The organism is Bacillus sp. SA1-12 (assembly GCF_000981385.1).
Classification (GTDB): domain Bacteria; phylum Bacillota; class Bacilli; order Bacillales; family Bacillaceae; genus Metabacillus.
The window spans coordinates 442,935-457,139 of the sequence record NZ_LATZ01000119.1 but is presented as its reverse complement, the minus strand read 5'-3'; the positions used below and the strand labels follow the sequence as shown (position 1 = coordinate 457,139).

Annotated in this window: 21 protein-coding genes; 6 read left to right on the top strand and 15 right to left on the bottom strand. The window is 32.3% G+C overall.

Annotated features, from left to right (window positions below; genetic code table 11):
* Positions 1–17 precede the first annotated feature (17 nt).
* Positions 18–581 (bottom strand): hypothetical protein, encoded by a 564-nt coding sequence (locus tag WQ54_RS21645; RefSeq protein WP_156178048.1) that lies wholly within the window; start codon positions 579–581, stop codon positions 18–20.
* Between the two features lie 617 nt (positions 582–1,198).
* Here WQ54_RS21645 and WQ54_RS21640 point away from each other — a divergent pair.
* A complete protein-coding gene (locus WQ54_RS21640; RefSeq protein ID WP_156178047.1) occupies positions 1,199–1,357 on the top strand; it encodes a DegQ family regulator in 159 nt (52 codons plus the stop codon).
* A gap of 365 nt (positions 1,358–1,722) precedes the next feature.
* On the opposite strand, the gene WQ54_RS21635 is transcribed toward WQ54_RS21640, so the two are convergent.
* On the bottom strand, positions 1,723–2,292 hold the full coding sequence (locus WQ54_RS21635) for a hypothetical protein (RefSeq protein ID WP_046587384.1): 570 nt from the start codon (positions 2,290–2,292) through the stop codon (positions 1,723–1,725).
* A gap of 261 nt (positions 2,293–2,553) precedes the next feature.
* Between WQ54_RS21635 and WQ54_RS21630 the strand changes: the two genes are divergently transcribed.
* Complete coding sequence (locus WQ54_RS21630; RefSeq protein ID WP_046587173.1) at positions 2,554–2,967, top strand: Lrp/AsnC family transcriptional regulator; 414 nt, start codon at positions 2,554–2,556, stop codon at positions 2,965–2,967.
* 86 nt (positions 2,968–3,053) lie between these two features.
* Here the strand turns inward: WQ54_RS21630 and WQ54_RS21625 are convergent, their stop codons facing one another.
* From WQ54_RS21625 to WQ54_RS21590, 12 genes are all read right to left on the bottom strand, one after another.
* Positions 3,054–3,794 carry an alpha/beta fold hydrolase gene (locus tag WQ54_RS21625; protein ID WP_231597605.1) on the bottom strand — a complete coding sequence of 247 codons (741 nt, stop codon included), beginning with the start codon at positions 3,792–3,794 and terminating at the stop codon, positions 3,054–3,056.
* Positions 3,795–4,493: 699 nt separating this feature from the next.
* Positions 4,494–4,589 (bottom strand): peptidase G2 autoproteolytic cleavage domain-containing protein, encoded by a 96-nt coding sequence (locus WQ54_RS32960; protein WP_231597614.1) that lies wholly within the window; start codon positions 4,587–4,589, stop codon positions 4,494–4,496.
* A gap of 34 nt (positions 4,590–4,623) precedes the next feature.
* Complete coding sequence (locus WQ54_RS32955) at positions 4,624–4,779, bottom strand: hypothetical protein (RefSeq protein WP_084822246.1); 156 nt, start codon at positions 4,777–4,779, stop codon at positions 4,624–4,626.
* A gap of 161 nt (positions 4,780–4,940) precedes the next feature.
* Entirely contained in the window at positions 4,941–5,177 is a 237-nt protein-coding gene (locus tag WQ54_RS21620) for a hypothetical protein (RefSeq protein WP_046587172.1), read from the bottom strand.
* Positions 5,178–5,567: 390 nt separating this feature from the next.
* Complete coding sequence (locus WQ54_RS21615; protein ID WP_052737901.1) at positions 5,568–6,215, bottom strand: N-acetylmuramoyl-L-alanine amidase; 648 nt, start codon at positions 6,213–6,215, stop codon at positions 5,568–5,570.
* Between the two features lie 28 nt (positions 6,216–6,243).
* The gene (locus WQ54_RS21610) at positions 6,244–6,522 is read right to left on the bottom strand and encodes a phage holin (RefSeq protein ID WP_046587170.1); all 279 of its coding nucleotides are present in this window, start codon (positions 6,520–6,522) and stop codon (positions 6,244–6,246) included.
* A 419-nt stretch (positions 6,523–6,941) separates the two neighbouring features.
* A complete protein-coding gene (locus WQ54_RS33860) occupies positions 6,942–7,103 on the bottom strand; it encodes a hypothetical protein (RefSeq protein WP_156177979.1) in 162 nt (53 codons plus the stop codon).
* Positions 7,104–7,204: 101 nt separating this feature from the next.
* Positions 7,205–7,366: a hypothetical protein gene (locus tag WQ54_RS33855; protein WP_156178045.1), complete on the bottom strand. Its 162-nt coding sequence runs from the start codon at positions 7,364–7,366 to the stop codon at positions 7,205–7,207.
* 14 nt (positions 7,367–7,380) lie between these two features.
* Positions 7,381–7,743: a hypothetical protein gene (locus WQ54_RS21605; protein WP_046587168.1), complete on the bottom strand. Its 363-nt coding sequence runs from the start codon at positions 7,741–7,743 to the stop codon at positions 7,381–7,383.
* Between the two features lie 83 nt (positions 7,744–7,826).
* Entirely contained in the window at positions 7,827–8,153 is a 327-nt protein-coding gene (locus WQ54_RS21600) for a hypothetical protein (RefSeq protein WP_197089638.1), read from the bottom strand.
* A 61-nt stretch (positions 8,154–8,214) separates the two neighbouring features.
* Positions 8,215–8,427 (bottom strand): hypothetical protein, encoded by a 213-nt coding sequence (locus tag WQ54_RS21595; RefSeq protein WP_046587165.1) that lies wholly within the window; start codon positions 8,425–8,427, stop codon positions 8,215–8,217.
* 120 nt (positions 8,428–8,547) lie between these two features.
* Complete coding sequence (locus WQ54_RS21590; protein ID WP_269431583.1) at positions 8,548–8,928, bottom strand: sigma factor-like helix-turn-helix DNA-binding protein; 381 nt, start codon at positions 8,926–8,928, stop codon at positions 8,548–8,550.
* Between the two features lie 129 nt (positions 8,929–9,057).
* Here WQ54_RS21590 and WQ54_RS32950 point away from each other — a divergent pair, with 129 nt between their 5' ends.
* From WQ54_RS32950 to WQ54_RS21585, 3 genes are all read left to right on the top strand, one after another.
* On the top strand, positions 9,058–9,228 hold the full coding sequence (locus WQ54_RS32950; RefSeq protein ID WP_084822244.1) for an aspartyl-phosphate phosphatase Spo0E family protein: 171 nt from the start codon (positions 9,058–9,060) through the stop codon (positions 9,226–9,228).
* A gap of 728 nt (positions 9,229–9,956) precedes the next feature.
* Positions 9,957–10,094, top strand: a complete 138-nt coding sequence (locus WQ54_RS33850) for a hypothetical protein (protein WP_156178044.1) — start codon at positions 9,957–9,959, stop codon at positions 10,092–10,094.
* Positions 10,095–10,633: 539 nt separating this feature from the next.
* On the top strand, positions 10,634–11,146 hold the full coding sequence (locus WQ54_RS21585; RefSeq protein ID WP_046587163.1) for a DUF3231 family protein: 513 nt from the start codon (positions 10,634–10,636) through the stop codon (positions 11,144–11,146).
* A gap of 931 nt (positions 11,147–12,077) precedes the next feature.
* Here WQ54_RS21585 and WQ54_RS32065 read toward each other — a convergent pair.
* Complete coding sequence (locus WQ54_RS32065) at positions 12,078–12,407, bottom strand: PD-(D/E)XK nuclease-like domain-containing protein (protein WP_084822242.1); 330 nt, start codon at positions 12,405–12,407, stop codon at positions 12,078–12,080.
* 1,208 nt (positions 12,408–13,615) lie between these two features.
* On the opposite strand from WQ54_RS32065, the gene WQ54_RS21575 reads away from it, so the two are divergent.
* A complete protein-coding gene (locus tag WQ54_RS21575) occupies positions 13,616–13,903 on the top strand; it encodes a hypothetical protein (protein WP_046587161.1) in 288 nt (95 codons plus the stop codon).
* Positions 13,904–14,205 lie beyond the last annotated feature (302 nt).

Here is a 14,205-nt window from a genome sequence, read left to right as displayed (position 1 = left end):
TTGCAGTAAATTTTATTTTAATTTACATAATAAGCTTTTCCACTTCCGGTTATATAATGATGTGGTTTTGGATTTGAGAATTTTAACCAATAATAACCAGAAGATAATCGTGCTCCACTATATTGATAAGTAAAAGTAACTGATTTTAGTTTATTTCGCAGGTAACCTGCATGGCTAACCGCATAACTATAACCATTTATTAGATCAATCTTCATTAAGGTTACTTTAAAGTCCCCTGAATAACCATAATCCCCATAGTCGAGATATGGAATTCTAGAAGACATGTATATATTTAATCGACCTTTTCTGGAATCATAATAAAATTTAGTAGCTCCATCTAAATTTGAATCAAATGCATAGGAAAAGTACCAAGGTAATCCCGTTGTGGCAAATGTTGTAATGCCTTTCTCATTACCTTTAGAAGTTTGTAACAAATAAGAAGATGTGTTTTGTGATGTATTTGTATTGATTATCGAAGAAGTAGTTGCATCGGCTTGAGGTATAAAAATTGAACATAACAACTCAAATGCTACAAAAGCTACAACCCATTGTTTTTTAATTTTTATTACTAATTTAGTCATTTGATCCTCTCCCTTGACTAGATATTGTAATAACATCGCTTGTTTCTACTCCTATTTGTGCAAATATTTCTAAAATGCTCCGTAAAGATCTTTTAATTCACCCTCACTTCACTCATATTCATTTATGTAATATTCAATTTGAAATGCGTTTGACCATTAGTAAGTTAATATAAAGTCAATTTTAAGAAGAAAACAAAAACACCAAACCTATATCTATCAAGGATTTGGCGTTACTTTGTGTTTCTTATCAATTATGTAGGATCATATATCATTGTTTTATCAACGTTTTTGTTTTCTAAAGAATCCTGACAGTTGATGAGGTGCTCAGTAGTGGACATAGGACTATGTATTATTAAACTAAGTCTAATTCTTACTTATTTAATATAAAGTTTATTATTGTCTCTACTATTTTAATTTGTTACTTAAATAAAAGTTTTACACCTTCTTGTGTGAATTCTTTAAAGGTAAATATATTGGTCCATTTCGTTTATTTTGCGCTATCACGCATATGGAATTTGAATTATTTTCGGTGAAAAAAATTTAAATTAAGTTAAAATTTTAAATAAGAGCAAATGAATCGTTGCCATAAAGTGACTAGGTTGTAAGGCGGTTTAGGAATGATAGATCTACGTAAAATTGAAGAAATGGTTCAAATGTTAGTTCAGCTTGTAGAAGAAATAAAAGAAACAATAGAATCACTTCATTTAATAAATAAAAGTATAGATAAATATGACAAATATACATACTTAAATGTATCCTATATGGATTGCAACTAAAACCACAAAAATCTCTTCTATATTCCTTATCACAAAATACCACATGAATACTTTATAAAAATTTAGTTTACATAATGAGGCTTTATCAGTAATAAAAAAGAATCTTCAAACGTAGATTCTTTTTTGTTGCTTATTCAATTGCCCGAAAATAAGGAATATTTAACCATTCCATTTTTTTCTAATTCTATTATACTTATAAGCGATGTTATCGGTATTGAAAAAGGATATTCAATCGAAGATTCTTTAATTCACCTAAAGTCAAAGACGGCTTGTGCCAGGGTGAAAGTTGCGACGAAATTTACAAAAAAATCACTATTCTCCCATTCCTTCTAAATCGATGAGAGAATAGTGATTTAAAACTCTCGTTAATATTTGATTTCGATTGCCGAAGCTTTGTTGTCCCAATCCGAAGCCATATTAGCAGTTTTACCATACCAATCAGAGTGTCTAAATAAAACTCCTCTTCCATACCCATGATATGAAGTATGCTCCCATAGCGTCGTCGAATAGCTATAAGAAGGTGACGCTGTACTTAAGGAGGAAATTCTGTCATTCCAGCTGGAAGGCAAGTTTGTAAACCCGTATCTCCAATAAATATAATATCCAGTTTGATATTTACCCTCATAGAAATCGGTACAACAAGGACCGCTGGCCATGATCCCGATTTCGTTTTGCGCGACTCTGTTTTGAAGTTTCTGTCTTTGTTTATCTTTTTTGATAAATGCCTGCAAAGTTTCTCTGCTCGTAAATCCATACGCTAACCAATCGCCTTTTTTATTCTGTTTAGGCAGAACCATGGTTATTTTTATGTCTTTGTTGGAATTGTTATTTACTGTGGCCATGGAATTCATATCTTTTCCATCTACAGTTAAATAGTGGAACGATTCAATTGTATAATCTTTTTCTGCTGCATATGTCGCTGGTACCATTACCATCAAAACGAAAAGAAAACATATTGCTGAAAGACAAAGTTTTTTTACTACCAAATTCTCCACTCCTAATTATTTAGATTTAGATACTTTGACCGTAAAAAGGGAAACAGACAACATTTCGGAAAAAACGTACGCTAAAACTACAACCGGTTAATCATTATTCTAATATGTGTACCTTTTCTTTTACATACATTGGTGAAAGAGTTTGCTCCCATTTACTTTAGTGATGAAAGGATGTACTTTAGCGATGAAAGGATGATTGACATGATTGATCACATCGATATGGAGATCATACGCTGTTTACAAAGCAACTCAAGAATGCAATGGAAACAGATCGGGCAGCTTGTCCATCTGTCTGGTGTGGCTGTATCAAATCGAATTCAGCGTTTGGAGGAAATAGGGGTCATAGAGGGGTATACGGTCCGGCTGAACGAAAAATTGCTGGGGAACATTTACTGCATTTTTATTATCGTTAAGATGAAGGATTACAGGCATAAGAAGTTCCAGGAATTTATTCAGGAGCGAGATGAAATTAAAGAAGCTCACCGTGTCAGCGGGGAGCCGTGTTTTATTTTAAAAGCCCAGGTACCTGACCAAAATCAGCTGTCCAAGCTGCTGGATGAGATTCTGGTCTACGGCCATTATAAAATCAATATTTCTATCGGGCAGTATAAATGAACCTCCAGATAGGAAGTCGCATTAAAAACGACATTTTCAGACGAAGAAGGGGTCCCACCAATGGCGTGACTCAAGAAAAGCGCCCTTTAATGGGGTTCCCATTGAGCAAGAAATGCATTTAGTGAATTCCTTAATTCGTTAGGTTTAATGAGCATGGGCAAATGACCTGTTTCTAGTATTTCGATTTTCTGTGGAGCAAGATTGGAGATCATTTTATCTTGTTGGGACAGACTCATTTCTTGATCTTTTGCTAACTTTATATAAAGCTTGGGTACATTTGTTGGAACGATTGCTTTTGTTCGATCTGTATAAATATGAATTGACTCTGGTATAAAACCACGTACTACTTCGTTTGCTCGCTCAGGTGAAAGATCATTACAAAGTCCCTTACGAATAGCTGACTCAGGTGGTCGCGTACCAAATACACGTAAAAGTACATTCATCAATAAACGTTTTGCAAATGGAAAAGTTGAGAGGAATGATCCCCCATTTTTAGGAATAGTCGCCCCAATTGCAATAAAGCCAACCAGACTCTCAGACAGATCATTAGCAATTTTAAGAGCAAGGACACCCCCCAAAGAATGTGCTACAATAACAAATTTTCTGACTTTCCAAGCTTTAATTTGTCGCTTTATATAAACATTGTAATCTTGAAGAGTCAAACTTTGCCGCAATCTGTTCTCACCTTCTCGTTCAGGAAAATTAATTAGTAAAAAGGGACTTTTCATTTCTGATACAACTGGTTCCCAAATACGGCTTTCTAAGCCTGCACCTTGAATAAATACCAAACCTATCTGTTCATTTTCCTGCCCTTCAATCTCTATCATCTTTCTTCCTCCATTTCTTTTCTATTCAGAAAAAAGAATTACTATTACATATGTAAGAAGTTACTAGTATTTATCTTTTAATTCTTGATCATTAAGATAATATCCTTCTTCAGTTAGCTGTCCGTTAATTGAATTACTTAGAACTGCGATTCACTTTCTAATCACCCCTTCTCTTATTTAAGAATCTGGCCCTATACAAAAAGACGCGTTACTATAGTGAGGGACAAAGACAATAACTTGATTGCAAATAGGATTAAAGTTAAATAATTACAAAATATTTATAATTAAATAAAAATAACTTCATTCTCTTATGATCTAATTTACTTAGGACAAATGTTAATGGGAGGGTTTATTTATAGTAAATACATTCTTAACTGAAGCTGAAACAGCACTTATTTCAAAGCATTATTTTGAAGAAAAAATGACTGTTGAAGAAATAGAGCGTGTTACTCCTTTTGATTCCATTACATTAAATTTGATAATAGAAGACAAATTAACTAATAAAGCCCTTCTAGTAGGAAGGGCTTCTTTAGTTATGATATCAATTATTAATCTTTGATGTTACTTATTTAATCAACACTAATACTTGATTCGGCCCGGTACGTTTCATAACGCGGTAGCCTGTCTCTGCAGCTGTGGCAATCCCTTCATCATTAGGACTACAGTAACCTCCTGGTTGACATGTGCCATAACTAAGATTTAACCTTGTAACCCAATGGCAACCCACTCCGGTCGCTTCAGTCTAGATATATATTCTCTTTCCGGATTCCAATCGGGGTTAACCTTCCACTGTATTTCTTTGTATTTTGGAGTAATAACCTTCCCTTCTTCATCTATTTTGAGCAGGAATTGTTACCTCATGCTGTTGGATTCTTCCCCATTCATCAGTAACGAATTTATCTTTCCATCGCATTTCTCCACTATTTCCATGGACACTAGGAGTAGCACTTGAAATTCCTAAGATATAGGAGTCCTGGATCATCATACACCAGTAATCCAATTCAGTATCTATACATCCTGGTAAATCCCTATCATCAAGTTAAGAAAACTAGCTTTCCTATACAAAAAAGGTTAACCAGTAAGAACTGGTTAACCCTAATGTGACCTTATTAGTTTAGATTATTTGATAGAACGTTACTAGAAGATTTACCAATTGTACCAGTAGTTATACCAAGGTTCCTTTTTCTTATCTTTCTTCTTACAAGAAGCAAAACATTCTTTCTTCATACTAAGATCCCAACTGTCTTTCTTCTTACAAGAATCACAACTATCTTTCTTTTTACTGAAATCCCAACTGTCTTTCTTATTACTAGAATCACAACTATCTTTCTTCTTACTGAAATTCCAACTGTCTTTCTTCTTACTAGAATCCCAACTACACATTAAATGTCCCCCCTTCACATTTATTCCATTCAATACATTTTATGAAAAATAGAAGGAGATAGTTTGGACAGGTATTATGGTTAAAAAATTCATTTTTAATAAATCAAAATATTTTCAAATGAGATTTATCTGCAAATCATAGCTGAGAACAATATTATTTCTTATAATGATGTATTTGTTATTGTTATGAATCATTAGAATAATTGAAGAAATAAAGTCTGAATAAGTAAAGCCCCATGCTAGTTTGGAGGGGCTTTTACGTTAAACTAATTTGTACCACCAATTATGCTCTTTTAACCATTCTTCAAATTCTTGTCTCATTTCTGGAGATAATCCACCCGTTAAGGCTGTAGGGTTTGCCCCATCACTTGTATATTGAATTTGCGCCCACTATTTTTTATCATCAAAATACTTGCCGATTTCAGCAACCATTTCGGGTGATAAACCGCCTGTTCTAATTTGCACGCTTACTCCTGGATTAGGTTTTGGTTCAGGTAATTTCTTGCCTGAGATTGATTCAGCAATAGCTTTGCAAATTTCATTGAACTTACTTTTGTAAATTACAACATCTGCCTTTGAATCAACAAAACAAACTTCAATGAGAATTGCCGGTTTTTCTGTACCTTTCAAGAATCCAAGATGCGTTCTTTTTTTAGCCCCTCGATTTTTCAATCCACTTACTTTTGCGATAGCATCAGACACTTTTTTAGCAATTTTTCTTCCATTTTCTGAAACATAAAGAACCTCAACACCTCGGGGATCATTTGTTTTACTTGCGGCATTAAGGTGGATAGAAACATCTAAATCGCGGATCTTACTGTTATGATATCTTATGATGGACTGAATGTTCTCATTTTGTGTCTTCGTAGTATTGTCATGAAATTCATACACTGTGCAACCTAATTTTTCTAAATAATTAACAACTCTACTTACAATTCTTCTCGCTTCAGTGACTTCATTAATATATGAATTGGCTCCACTCACATATTTACCGTGGCCAAATGAAATAACTAACTTCACAATTAATATCTTCTCCATTCAAAATAAAAAGCCACCGAATGGCAGCTTACTTTTTGATTAATCCTTGAGCTTGCAATGCTTTCTTTTGCAACTGACCTTTCTCTGTCACATAGTTGTTTTTGAACCAGGCTATAAGTGAAATGACAATAGTAAATAACATGGATCCAACTAAGTAAATACCATCCATAAGACTTGTTATTTGACCTTCTTCTAAAGGAATTGGAGATTTCCCAAAAAGTATTAGTGATTGATTTATTAACGCAACAAAAAGAAGCACCGTTCGAATACCCGTGCCTTTATCTATGTTATCTATAAAATTTTTCATTTAAACCTCTCCCTTATGTTCAATTTTATCAAGTCGTTTATGGGCTTTCTTTGAGCTTACTTCTACTCTAACAACTCTATCTGACAAATCCCTTACACGCTGTTCATTTGCCCTAATATCAATACGAATGGATCCACACCTTGACTTACATTATCAAGTTTTGTTCGGATCACAGCCGATTCGGTTGCATCATTTTTTACATCTTTATCTCGATTTCTGCTGAATGTAATAATGCCAATTAGGAAACTTCCTATTGCGATTGAAACTGTGATTTCAACTGCAATCTGATCACCTCCTTAAAGGCAAAATAAAAAGCACCATTATGGTGACTAGTAAGGTACTCAAAAACTTCTAAGGTGAAAAATTACTTTAATTAGAGAGGGAGGGACAATTTTTATAAAGAGCAATCAGAGTTACTGTTAAGCTAAGATAAGAATTCCTTTATTTTTAGCAGCTTCTTTTATAAGGTGTAATTCAGCCTTCATTGCTTCTGTAAACATTTTCTTATCTATTTTGAGTTTAAATTCAAAATAAAACTCTATTATCATCTCAATCGTTAATTCGTCATATTGAGAATGCAATGATTCACCACCTCTTTCCCATCTCCTCTCGTTTCATAGATACCCTATTTAATTAATGATTAACCCCAAAAACACTATTCTGCATTTTGAAATAATACTCATTATTGATAAACTCCATCAATACGGCAACCAACTTCTTCTGCAGCATCAATTGATCTGAATTTAATATAAAATCTAATGCTTGAATAGCTGTGTTTTCCTAAATCAAATGTCATTTCGAAATACGTTCCACCAATTGAATTAGGATCATATAGAACAGTCATTACTTGATAAAAACTTACTCCCCGGCATAAGATTGAACAGCAACTCCTAAATCACCATTATTAACTATGGCATAGCCTTCGACCTTTAAATATCTCCCTATGTGAGTAGTTCTATATGCTCCAACCTCTTCATATGTTTGAACAGTTGTTCTGTAATAACGATCACGTTCTGTAGTGTTGTACCCTATGAATTTTGGAGAGGTTTCCTGAACTGCAACATCTTGTTTAGGTACACCGTTTTCTACCCAAACAGCACCGTCAGGACGTATGATTTTAACAGCGCCATTTCCAATGGTCAGCATTCCTGGAACGATCTCGACATACTTACTTGGATCTACATAATCAATAGCCTTAAACTGATCTCCTGTAATATACATATTTCCAGTAGCACCTTGAATCCTAACAAATGCAGTGTTTATAGTCCCCGATGTGACAACATCCGCGACAAGTCCTGAACCTGTTAGGCATTTTCAAAGGTCTGGCCCCCATCATCAGAAATCCCTATTCCAGCAGAATTAAAAAGAACCAACTTGTTAGGGTTGGTTTTATCAATTGCAAGTATTCCTCCGTTGTCTGGGAATTGAAGCTCTGTTTGAGCATTTTGTAAAGCGATTGTTGCCTGCTGTACCACAATGGCAAGTGCTTCAAAAGGCAAAGGTCTCTTACCCTCAATTGCATCTGCTAGAGATTTTGTTGCATTGTCCATACGTCGTTGCTGTTCAAAGATATTGCTGAAATTAGAAAGGGTAACATCACAATCTATTACCTTTCCTTTCTTGTCCATCAATTCAACGATTTCAACAATAGAGTATCTACCTTCATGTTGAAACGATCTTCAACAAAGATGATTACATCCCCTTCATCTGGATGGTTCTTTCAATTACACTGATTAACTTAACTTCATTCATATTTAAAATAAAATAAACATCATTTTCATCACTAAAATTTATGATGCTTTCCTCAGCTAAACTTTTATACACACTTTCTCTAGATTCAGATTCTACTATTTGTGATACTGAAAATCCATTATCAAGGAAATGACTAATTTTATATTTATTCATTTTATCAACCCTAGAGCATAAAATACGGCACAATAGGGGTGTTTTTGACTATAAAGTCCTTATTTTGAATTATTTTTTTCATCGCATATATAGGTGGCAAACGTATGACAAAAAAGAGCCTTATCTTGCTAAAAAGAAAAGGCTCTCGTTTTTACGCTTCATCATTTTGTTTTCAGCACGCTTTATATTTGATTGAACAGTTAACTTTTTAACACCCAAAATATTAGCAATTTCCTCGTATGAAAACAGCAGTACCTTATTTAATATAAATATCTCCTTCTCACGATTTGTAAGCACTGATAGAGCATCTTTAATTTGATCAAGATCAGCACTAGAGACCTTTTCATCTGAATCCTTATAAATCCCTTTACTAAAAGTATCAATTATTTTAGGGTCCTTAATCAACATCCTCTTATAAGAATCCCTTCGATCATAACCTCTTTTCGCTCCTGGCTGTCTACCTTTTTCTAACCACTCGATAGTAAATTCCAAATCACCGATACTTTGTCTAAAAGTAATAGCTTTTTTTGTAACTTTGTAATATTGATTGTCGAAAGTATTAACAAATTAAAAAGGTTTCTTTACAATGAAACTCATTACTTAAAGTTTTAAGAACAGGAGATAAAAATCATGCCATTAAAAAGGTTTATTATTATTTTTTTAGAATTTGAAATTTTTTTATTGCGTTATTTTATGATTAATACTGGTAAATTAAAAGGCCTTACCCATCCGCAAACCATAAAATTTAGCCAAAAATTAGATAATGTTTTGAATAAATACCAGAACATCAAATTTTATTAAAATTTTTTCTTGATTTGACTTAAAAACCTTTTAATAATCATTAACTTACTCCTTCATTGTGAACTATTCAATAGATGTTCAAAAAGAACTTTTTACATAATTAAATTTTTTAATTGGTACCACAGAGAATTTAAAGCATATATTATTAGTCCAGCAAACATATTTCACTCTAACAAATTGTCATTAGAACTGTTATCATTTTGATAGCTAATTATTCCACATTCTAATCTTTAATATTGTCGATCACAACGACGTAATGAAACCGTGAGTCCATTTTTTAATGGTCGTTTTTTTATTCTAAATGAAATTTGTGTCAACTCATCACATTTCTAAGGTTTAAGATTTTTTTAAATTCATTAATTTTTATCCAATTTACTTTCCTTTTCTTACAAAAATACCCACAATGAAACTTATAAGCATATAACTTTAGGAGAGGATTTATTTGAATGAAAACTTGAATATAAAAAATTTAGACAATGAATCGATTAATCTTATTTTCCACGCTTTAGGATCAGGAATCCCTGCCTGAGAAATCAAAGAAATCTTATACAAAATCAAACCCTCAAAGAATTAACACATATTTTGTATAATCCAATACTATTGGTTACATTAACCAACAAGGTACACGGTAAATCCTCTATTTGTACTTATCATAGCGTACCCTTCTTAACGAAATATACCCAAAATTAAGACTATATTTGTAATCAAAAAATATTTGGAGGCTAGTTATGGAAAAGGAAAATAATCATATAAAAGACTCAAAAGAAATAAATCAAATTTATGAAATAAAGACTAATGGTTCAGATGAATTAAAAGAAATTATCCGAGAAACTACTGAAGGAACCAGTAAAGATAATAATATTTAATAGAATTTTATTAAAGAATTCCTTTCAAAACCTCAAAGAACTAACTCATAATTTGTATAAACCTAATACTATTGGACACTTTAACCTACAAGGTACAAGGCTGTCCTCCATTCATCATATATTTGCATCATGACCTTGTACCGTATTTAAGCGAAGTGTCCTTTAACTTTTTTTGTAAATTTTGTTCTGAAACAAGTACTAGAAGGAATAATTATTTTTAGTCAATAATTTCGGAACCTCCAAAATTCGAAACTGTTGCTATTTATCCTCTTCTTAATTGACTGTTATCGTTAGATAGCAGTCTCTTTTATTTAAAAAACATATTGAACTGAACAAAAAAATATTTTTATGAGCATTTTTTCTAACACTTTCTTATATATATTTTTCATCTTTCTGTCCACTAAGATAAAATGCGACCTTATTTAACTAATATTATTAAATGTATAAAATTAACAGGCATAGTTAAAAATATCCCTATATTCAAATTCCTTAAAAAGGAGTACTTCATAATTATACAAAAGAAGATAAGGAGTGTAGTTATGGGAATTTTAAGTGGTAACCCCAAAGATGAACCAATGCATTATGGTGAGGTGTTTGGAATATGGAGTCACCTATTGACAAACAATGGATTTATTGCTGGTTACCAATCCTACATAAATAATACTGGCGATCAAGACCTGAAAAAACTTATTGAAGAAGCCATCCAAGGTATGAAAAACGAAAACCAACAATTACAAGAACTTCTTAAAACAAATGGAATTGGCTTACCACCAACACCTCCAGACCGGCCAAATGCTAATTTAGAGGACATCCCTGTTGGAGCAAGATTTACTGATCCGGAGATTAGTGCCTCAGTAAGCAAAGACGTCGCTACAGGATTAGTTAGTTGCAGCCAAGTAATAGGGCAATGTATACGAGAAGATATTGCTATGATGTATGGACAGTTTCACTTGGCGAAGGCACAATTTGGTGCAAAAATGTTAAAGTTAAATAAAGAAAAAGGTTGGTTAATACCTCCCCCCTTACACTTTAATAAAACAGGAGATTGTTAAATCAGCTACCTCTATTTCTAAAGAAGTAACACCTGTAATACATAATACGGTAAGACTTGAACCAACAATCTTTCAAGGTCTTACCGAATAATTTTCTCTTGATTTGGGTTACTAAATATACAAAGTGAATTTTGCCAAGAAGCCACTTTGTACGATACTTGAGAAGTCGAGAGTAATCTCGGCTTTTTTAATTCTTAACATATACTTAAACCGAAATATAAATAACTTTTCCTTTTTTAATGTACTTTGTTCTTAAACAAGCATTACAAAGCATAAATTTATTTAGTCAATAATTTCGGAACCTCCAAAATTCGAAACTGTTGCTATTAATCTTCTCCATGGTTGACTGTTATCACTAGATAACAGTCCTTTTTAATTACGTTAACTAAAGATATGTTCTTATGAATTTTCCAATGGTACAATCACTTTAACAAGATAGAAAATTTTAACTAAACCGAGGTACCATTTATGAATAAATTCTCTTAAATTCTTTTAGCTATTTTAATCTCTTCTCCTTTATCATCTCTCATTGGTATCATGTATGGCTATCTTTTATTGAATGAGAGTATCAGAGAAGAATATCTTAAATATAGTTCTCCTTTTTGGGGGTTCGTACTAGTTGCCCTTGTTACGATACCTATTTATATAATAATTGGTATTCCTGTGACCTTGATAATTGATTTTTTAACTAAAAAGACTGGTGTGACTACTACGTACAAAGTGTACCTTTTAAACTTAATTTTATTTCTATTATCAGCATTTGGATTAGCATACATTTTACCTACTTATGTTAAATTGGAAGCTTTCGGTACTATTACATTACTTGTTCTTACTTATTTTCATATTTTGTTTTATTTGAGATTTAGATACTTAAAGTGAAGTATTGGAAAATGCTGTTTCTTCAATACTTCACTTACATGTATCAACATTCCTATTTCCATCGTGTCGGAGATTTTTTTGTTGATCTACAATAATCACACTTTTCACAACGTATTGGCTCAAATTCACCGGACTTAACTTTTAATATCCGTTTCATTTTCATTTCTAGAAACTCATATTCAAAATCAAATCTAGATTCATCAAAATGAAGAACAGCCTTATTAGGTGTAGATTCCTTTGTTACAGCAACAATATAGGTTGTTGCTTCAACGAATGAAACCCACCCATCATATTTTTCTGACCAGAATCGTTTATGAAGGTCCTGAGTTGTTTTTAAATCACTGAAAAATTTATTTTGATGATTTATGTTATCCACTTTAATTTTCCAATCTGTTTCCCATTAATGAGCTGTATGTATAACTTCTTTTTCCCCTGCCAAAGCAAACATACAAAATGGATCATTTTTTTAATGTTTCAATCATTTCATCAGCTTTTTCAAAATCAGAATATTTCCCTCCGCGACTTTTGAAAATTGCCACATTGTTCTCTTCAACAAATTGGAAAAAAACAACCTCTATTCTCGTTTCTAATGTAAGCCACTTTTAAGAGTAATATAGATGAATTTCAACTCCAAAAAGAAATTAAAAAATTGATGTAATCTTTATTACTGCTCAAATCACTTGTATCCTTGGACTGATTATCACAGAAAATTTTGATTACTTGAGAATGGCTTTAACAGATCTTATTTTCTGGCTGGTTTATATGATTTTAGAATATATGTCCGAATTGTAGCAGTTCTCTCGATCATTACTAATGATTATATAGGTGAATTTTTTCATTTTTATGTAACTTCTAATGTATTTGATCGAATCCAGCATATATTTAGAACGTATTCCATGACGTTATGGTCATTTTTTATTATCCAGCAATTTGTAAAAATGAAATTTACTCAAAAAAAGTTCATCATTATCTTCTTTATCCTGCTCTCAACATCAATAGGCACGTTTTATGAAATTTTCGAGTTTTACAGGATGCAATGTTTAAACCTCATATTAAAAATCAACCTAGTTTGTTAGATACCGAATTAGATTTACTATCAGACTTATCAGGTGGAATTTTGGCTTTATCCCATTATCTTTTTTCAAAGTCATTAAAATCATTTCATTTTATTAACAATAAGGAATAATCTTCTCTCTTCATTAAAAGAACTTTAACACTTTCATAATATGTTGAATAAATTAAGATGAAGAAAGTTTACCTTCTAAAGACTGTTATAAATATATAACGGTCTCTTTTTTCAATATTACCAACTTTAAGGACTCTTTGCCGCTTCCTTTTTCCATTAGGAATTTGTGCATACATTAGTGGAATTGTGTTGACCTAAAACAACTACTACTATAGATTAGTATTCCGTGTGACATTCTAAAACCTAAAGCGTTTGCTAATTAATTACAACTTTGGCTGTTATTAAAAGATAACAGTCTTTTTATTTTTTAAAACTTCCAAAATATGCAGTTGACCAGGGAAATTTGTCCACTCTATCAATTGCATCCTTGAATATAGTACTAGTATAAACAAGGGGGTGGAAATATGGTTTTTTGGAGAAATAATAAATCTTCACGTTCAAATGAAGAAGCTGATGCTAGAGCTAGAGCAAATGCAGAAAACAAGACTAATGTCGATAATGATTTGGATAATGATTTAGATAATGATAACGATATTGACGTAAACGATAAAAACGTTAATAATGCTAAAATCATTAAAAGTGGTAATTCCAAAGTAGATGTTCACATCAGAGTAGACAGCAACTCACGTGCAAGAGTTAGAGCGAAAGCCGATTCTGATCAGGATCAAGAACAAAATCAGGAACAAGACTAAGAGGGTAAAACTCCTCGTTACAGCGGATATTAGCTATATGCTAATATCCTTTTTACATTTATAAATAAGCGTATTTTCATGTATGTTGTTTACTTTAATTCCTTTGAAATGTATGTTCTTCTTAGGTTATTCATCCCAATCGTTATGGAATTGTATGACACATGCATTTTCATACTGGCGAATAACCGTAACCGAGTATAATCTTCATTCATTTCAATGCTTTTTAAAACAGGTAATTACTTTCTGAATCCAGCAGGTTCGATTCGAGGTTTAAAGACGTTCTCATGTCTCATTGTTCCAAA

Bases quoted from the DNA above. Each gene is read 5' to 3' on its own strand.
- WQ54_RS21630 (WP_046587173.1), top strand. From the start codon at position 2,554: ATGATTGATCACATCGATATGGAGATCATACGCTGTTTACAAAGCAAC.
- WQ54_RS21605 (WP_046587168.1), bottom strand. From the start codon at position 7,743: ATGTATATTACAGGAGATCAGTTTAAGGCTATTGATTATGTAGATCCA.
- WQ54_RS21615 (WP_052737901.1), bottom strand. From the start codon at position 6,215: ATGGAGAAGATATTAATTGTGAAGTTAGTTATTTCATTTGGCCACGGT.
- WQ54_RS21640 (WP_156178047.1), top strand. From the start codon at position 1,199: ATGATAGATCTACGTAAAATTGAAGAAATGGTTCAAATGTTAGTTCAG.
- WQ54_RS21575 (WP_046587161.1), top strand. From the start codon at position 13,616: ATGGTTTTTTGGAGAAATAATAAATCTTCACGTTCAAATGAAGAAGCT.
- WQ54_RS21625 (WP_231597605.1), bottom strand. From the start codon at position 3,794: ATGATAGAGATTGAAGGGCAGGAAAATGAACAGATAGGTTTGGTATTT.
- WQ54_RS21620 (WP_046587172.1), bottom strand. From the start codon at position 5,177: ATGTGTAGTTGGGATTCTAGTAAGAAGAAAGACAGTTGGAATTTCAGT.
- WQ54_RS33850 (WP_156178044.1), top strand. From the start codon at position 9,957: ATGGAAAAGGAAAATAATCATATAAAAGACTCAAAAGAAATAAATCAA.
- WQ54_RS21645 (WP_156178048.1), bottom strand. From the start codon at position 581: ATGACTAAATTAGTAATAAAAATTAAAAAACAATGGGTTGTAGCTTTT.
- WQ54_RS21610 (WP_046587170.1), bottom strand. From the start codon at position 6,522: ATGAAAAATTTTATAGATAACATAGATAAAGGCACGGGTATTCGAACG.
- WQ54_RS32950 (WP_084822244.1), top strand. From the start codon at position 9,058: ATGCCATTAAAAAGGTTTATTATTATTTTTTTAGAATTTGAAATTTTT.
- WQ54_RS32955 (WP_084822246.1), bottom strand. From the start codon at position 4,779: ATGATGATCCAGGACTCCTATATCTTAGGAATTTCAAGTGCTACTCCT.
- WQ54_RS21585 (WP_046587163.1), top strand. From the start codon at position 10,634: ATGGGAATTTTAAGTGGTAACCCCAAAGATGAACCAATGCATTATGGT.
- WQ54_RS21635 (WP_046587384.1), bottom strand. From the start codon at position 2,292: ATGGTAATGGTACCAGCGACATATGCAGCAGAAAAAGATTATACAATT.
- WQ54_RS21595 (WP_046587165.1), bottom strand. From the start codon at position 8,427: ATGAATAAATATAAAATTAGTCATTTCCTTGATAATGGATTTTCAGTA.
- WQ54_RS33855 (WP_156178045.1), bottom strand. From the start codon at position 7,366: ATGACTGTTCTATATGATCCTAATTCAATTGGTGGAACGTATTTCGAA.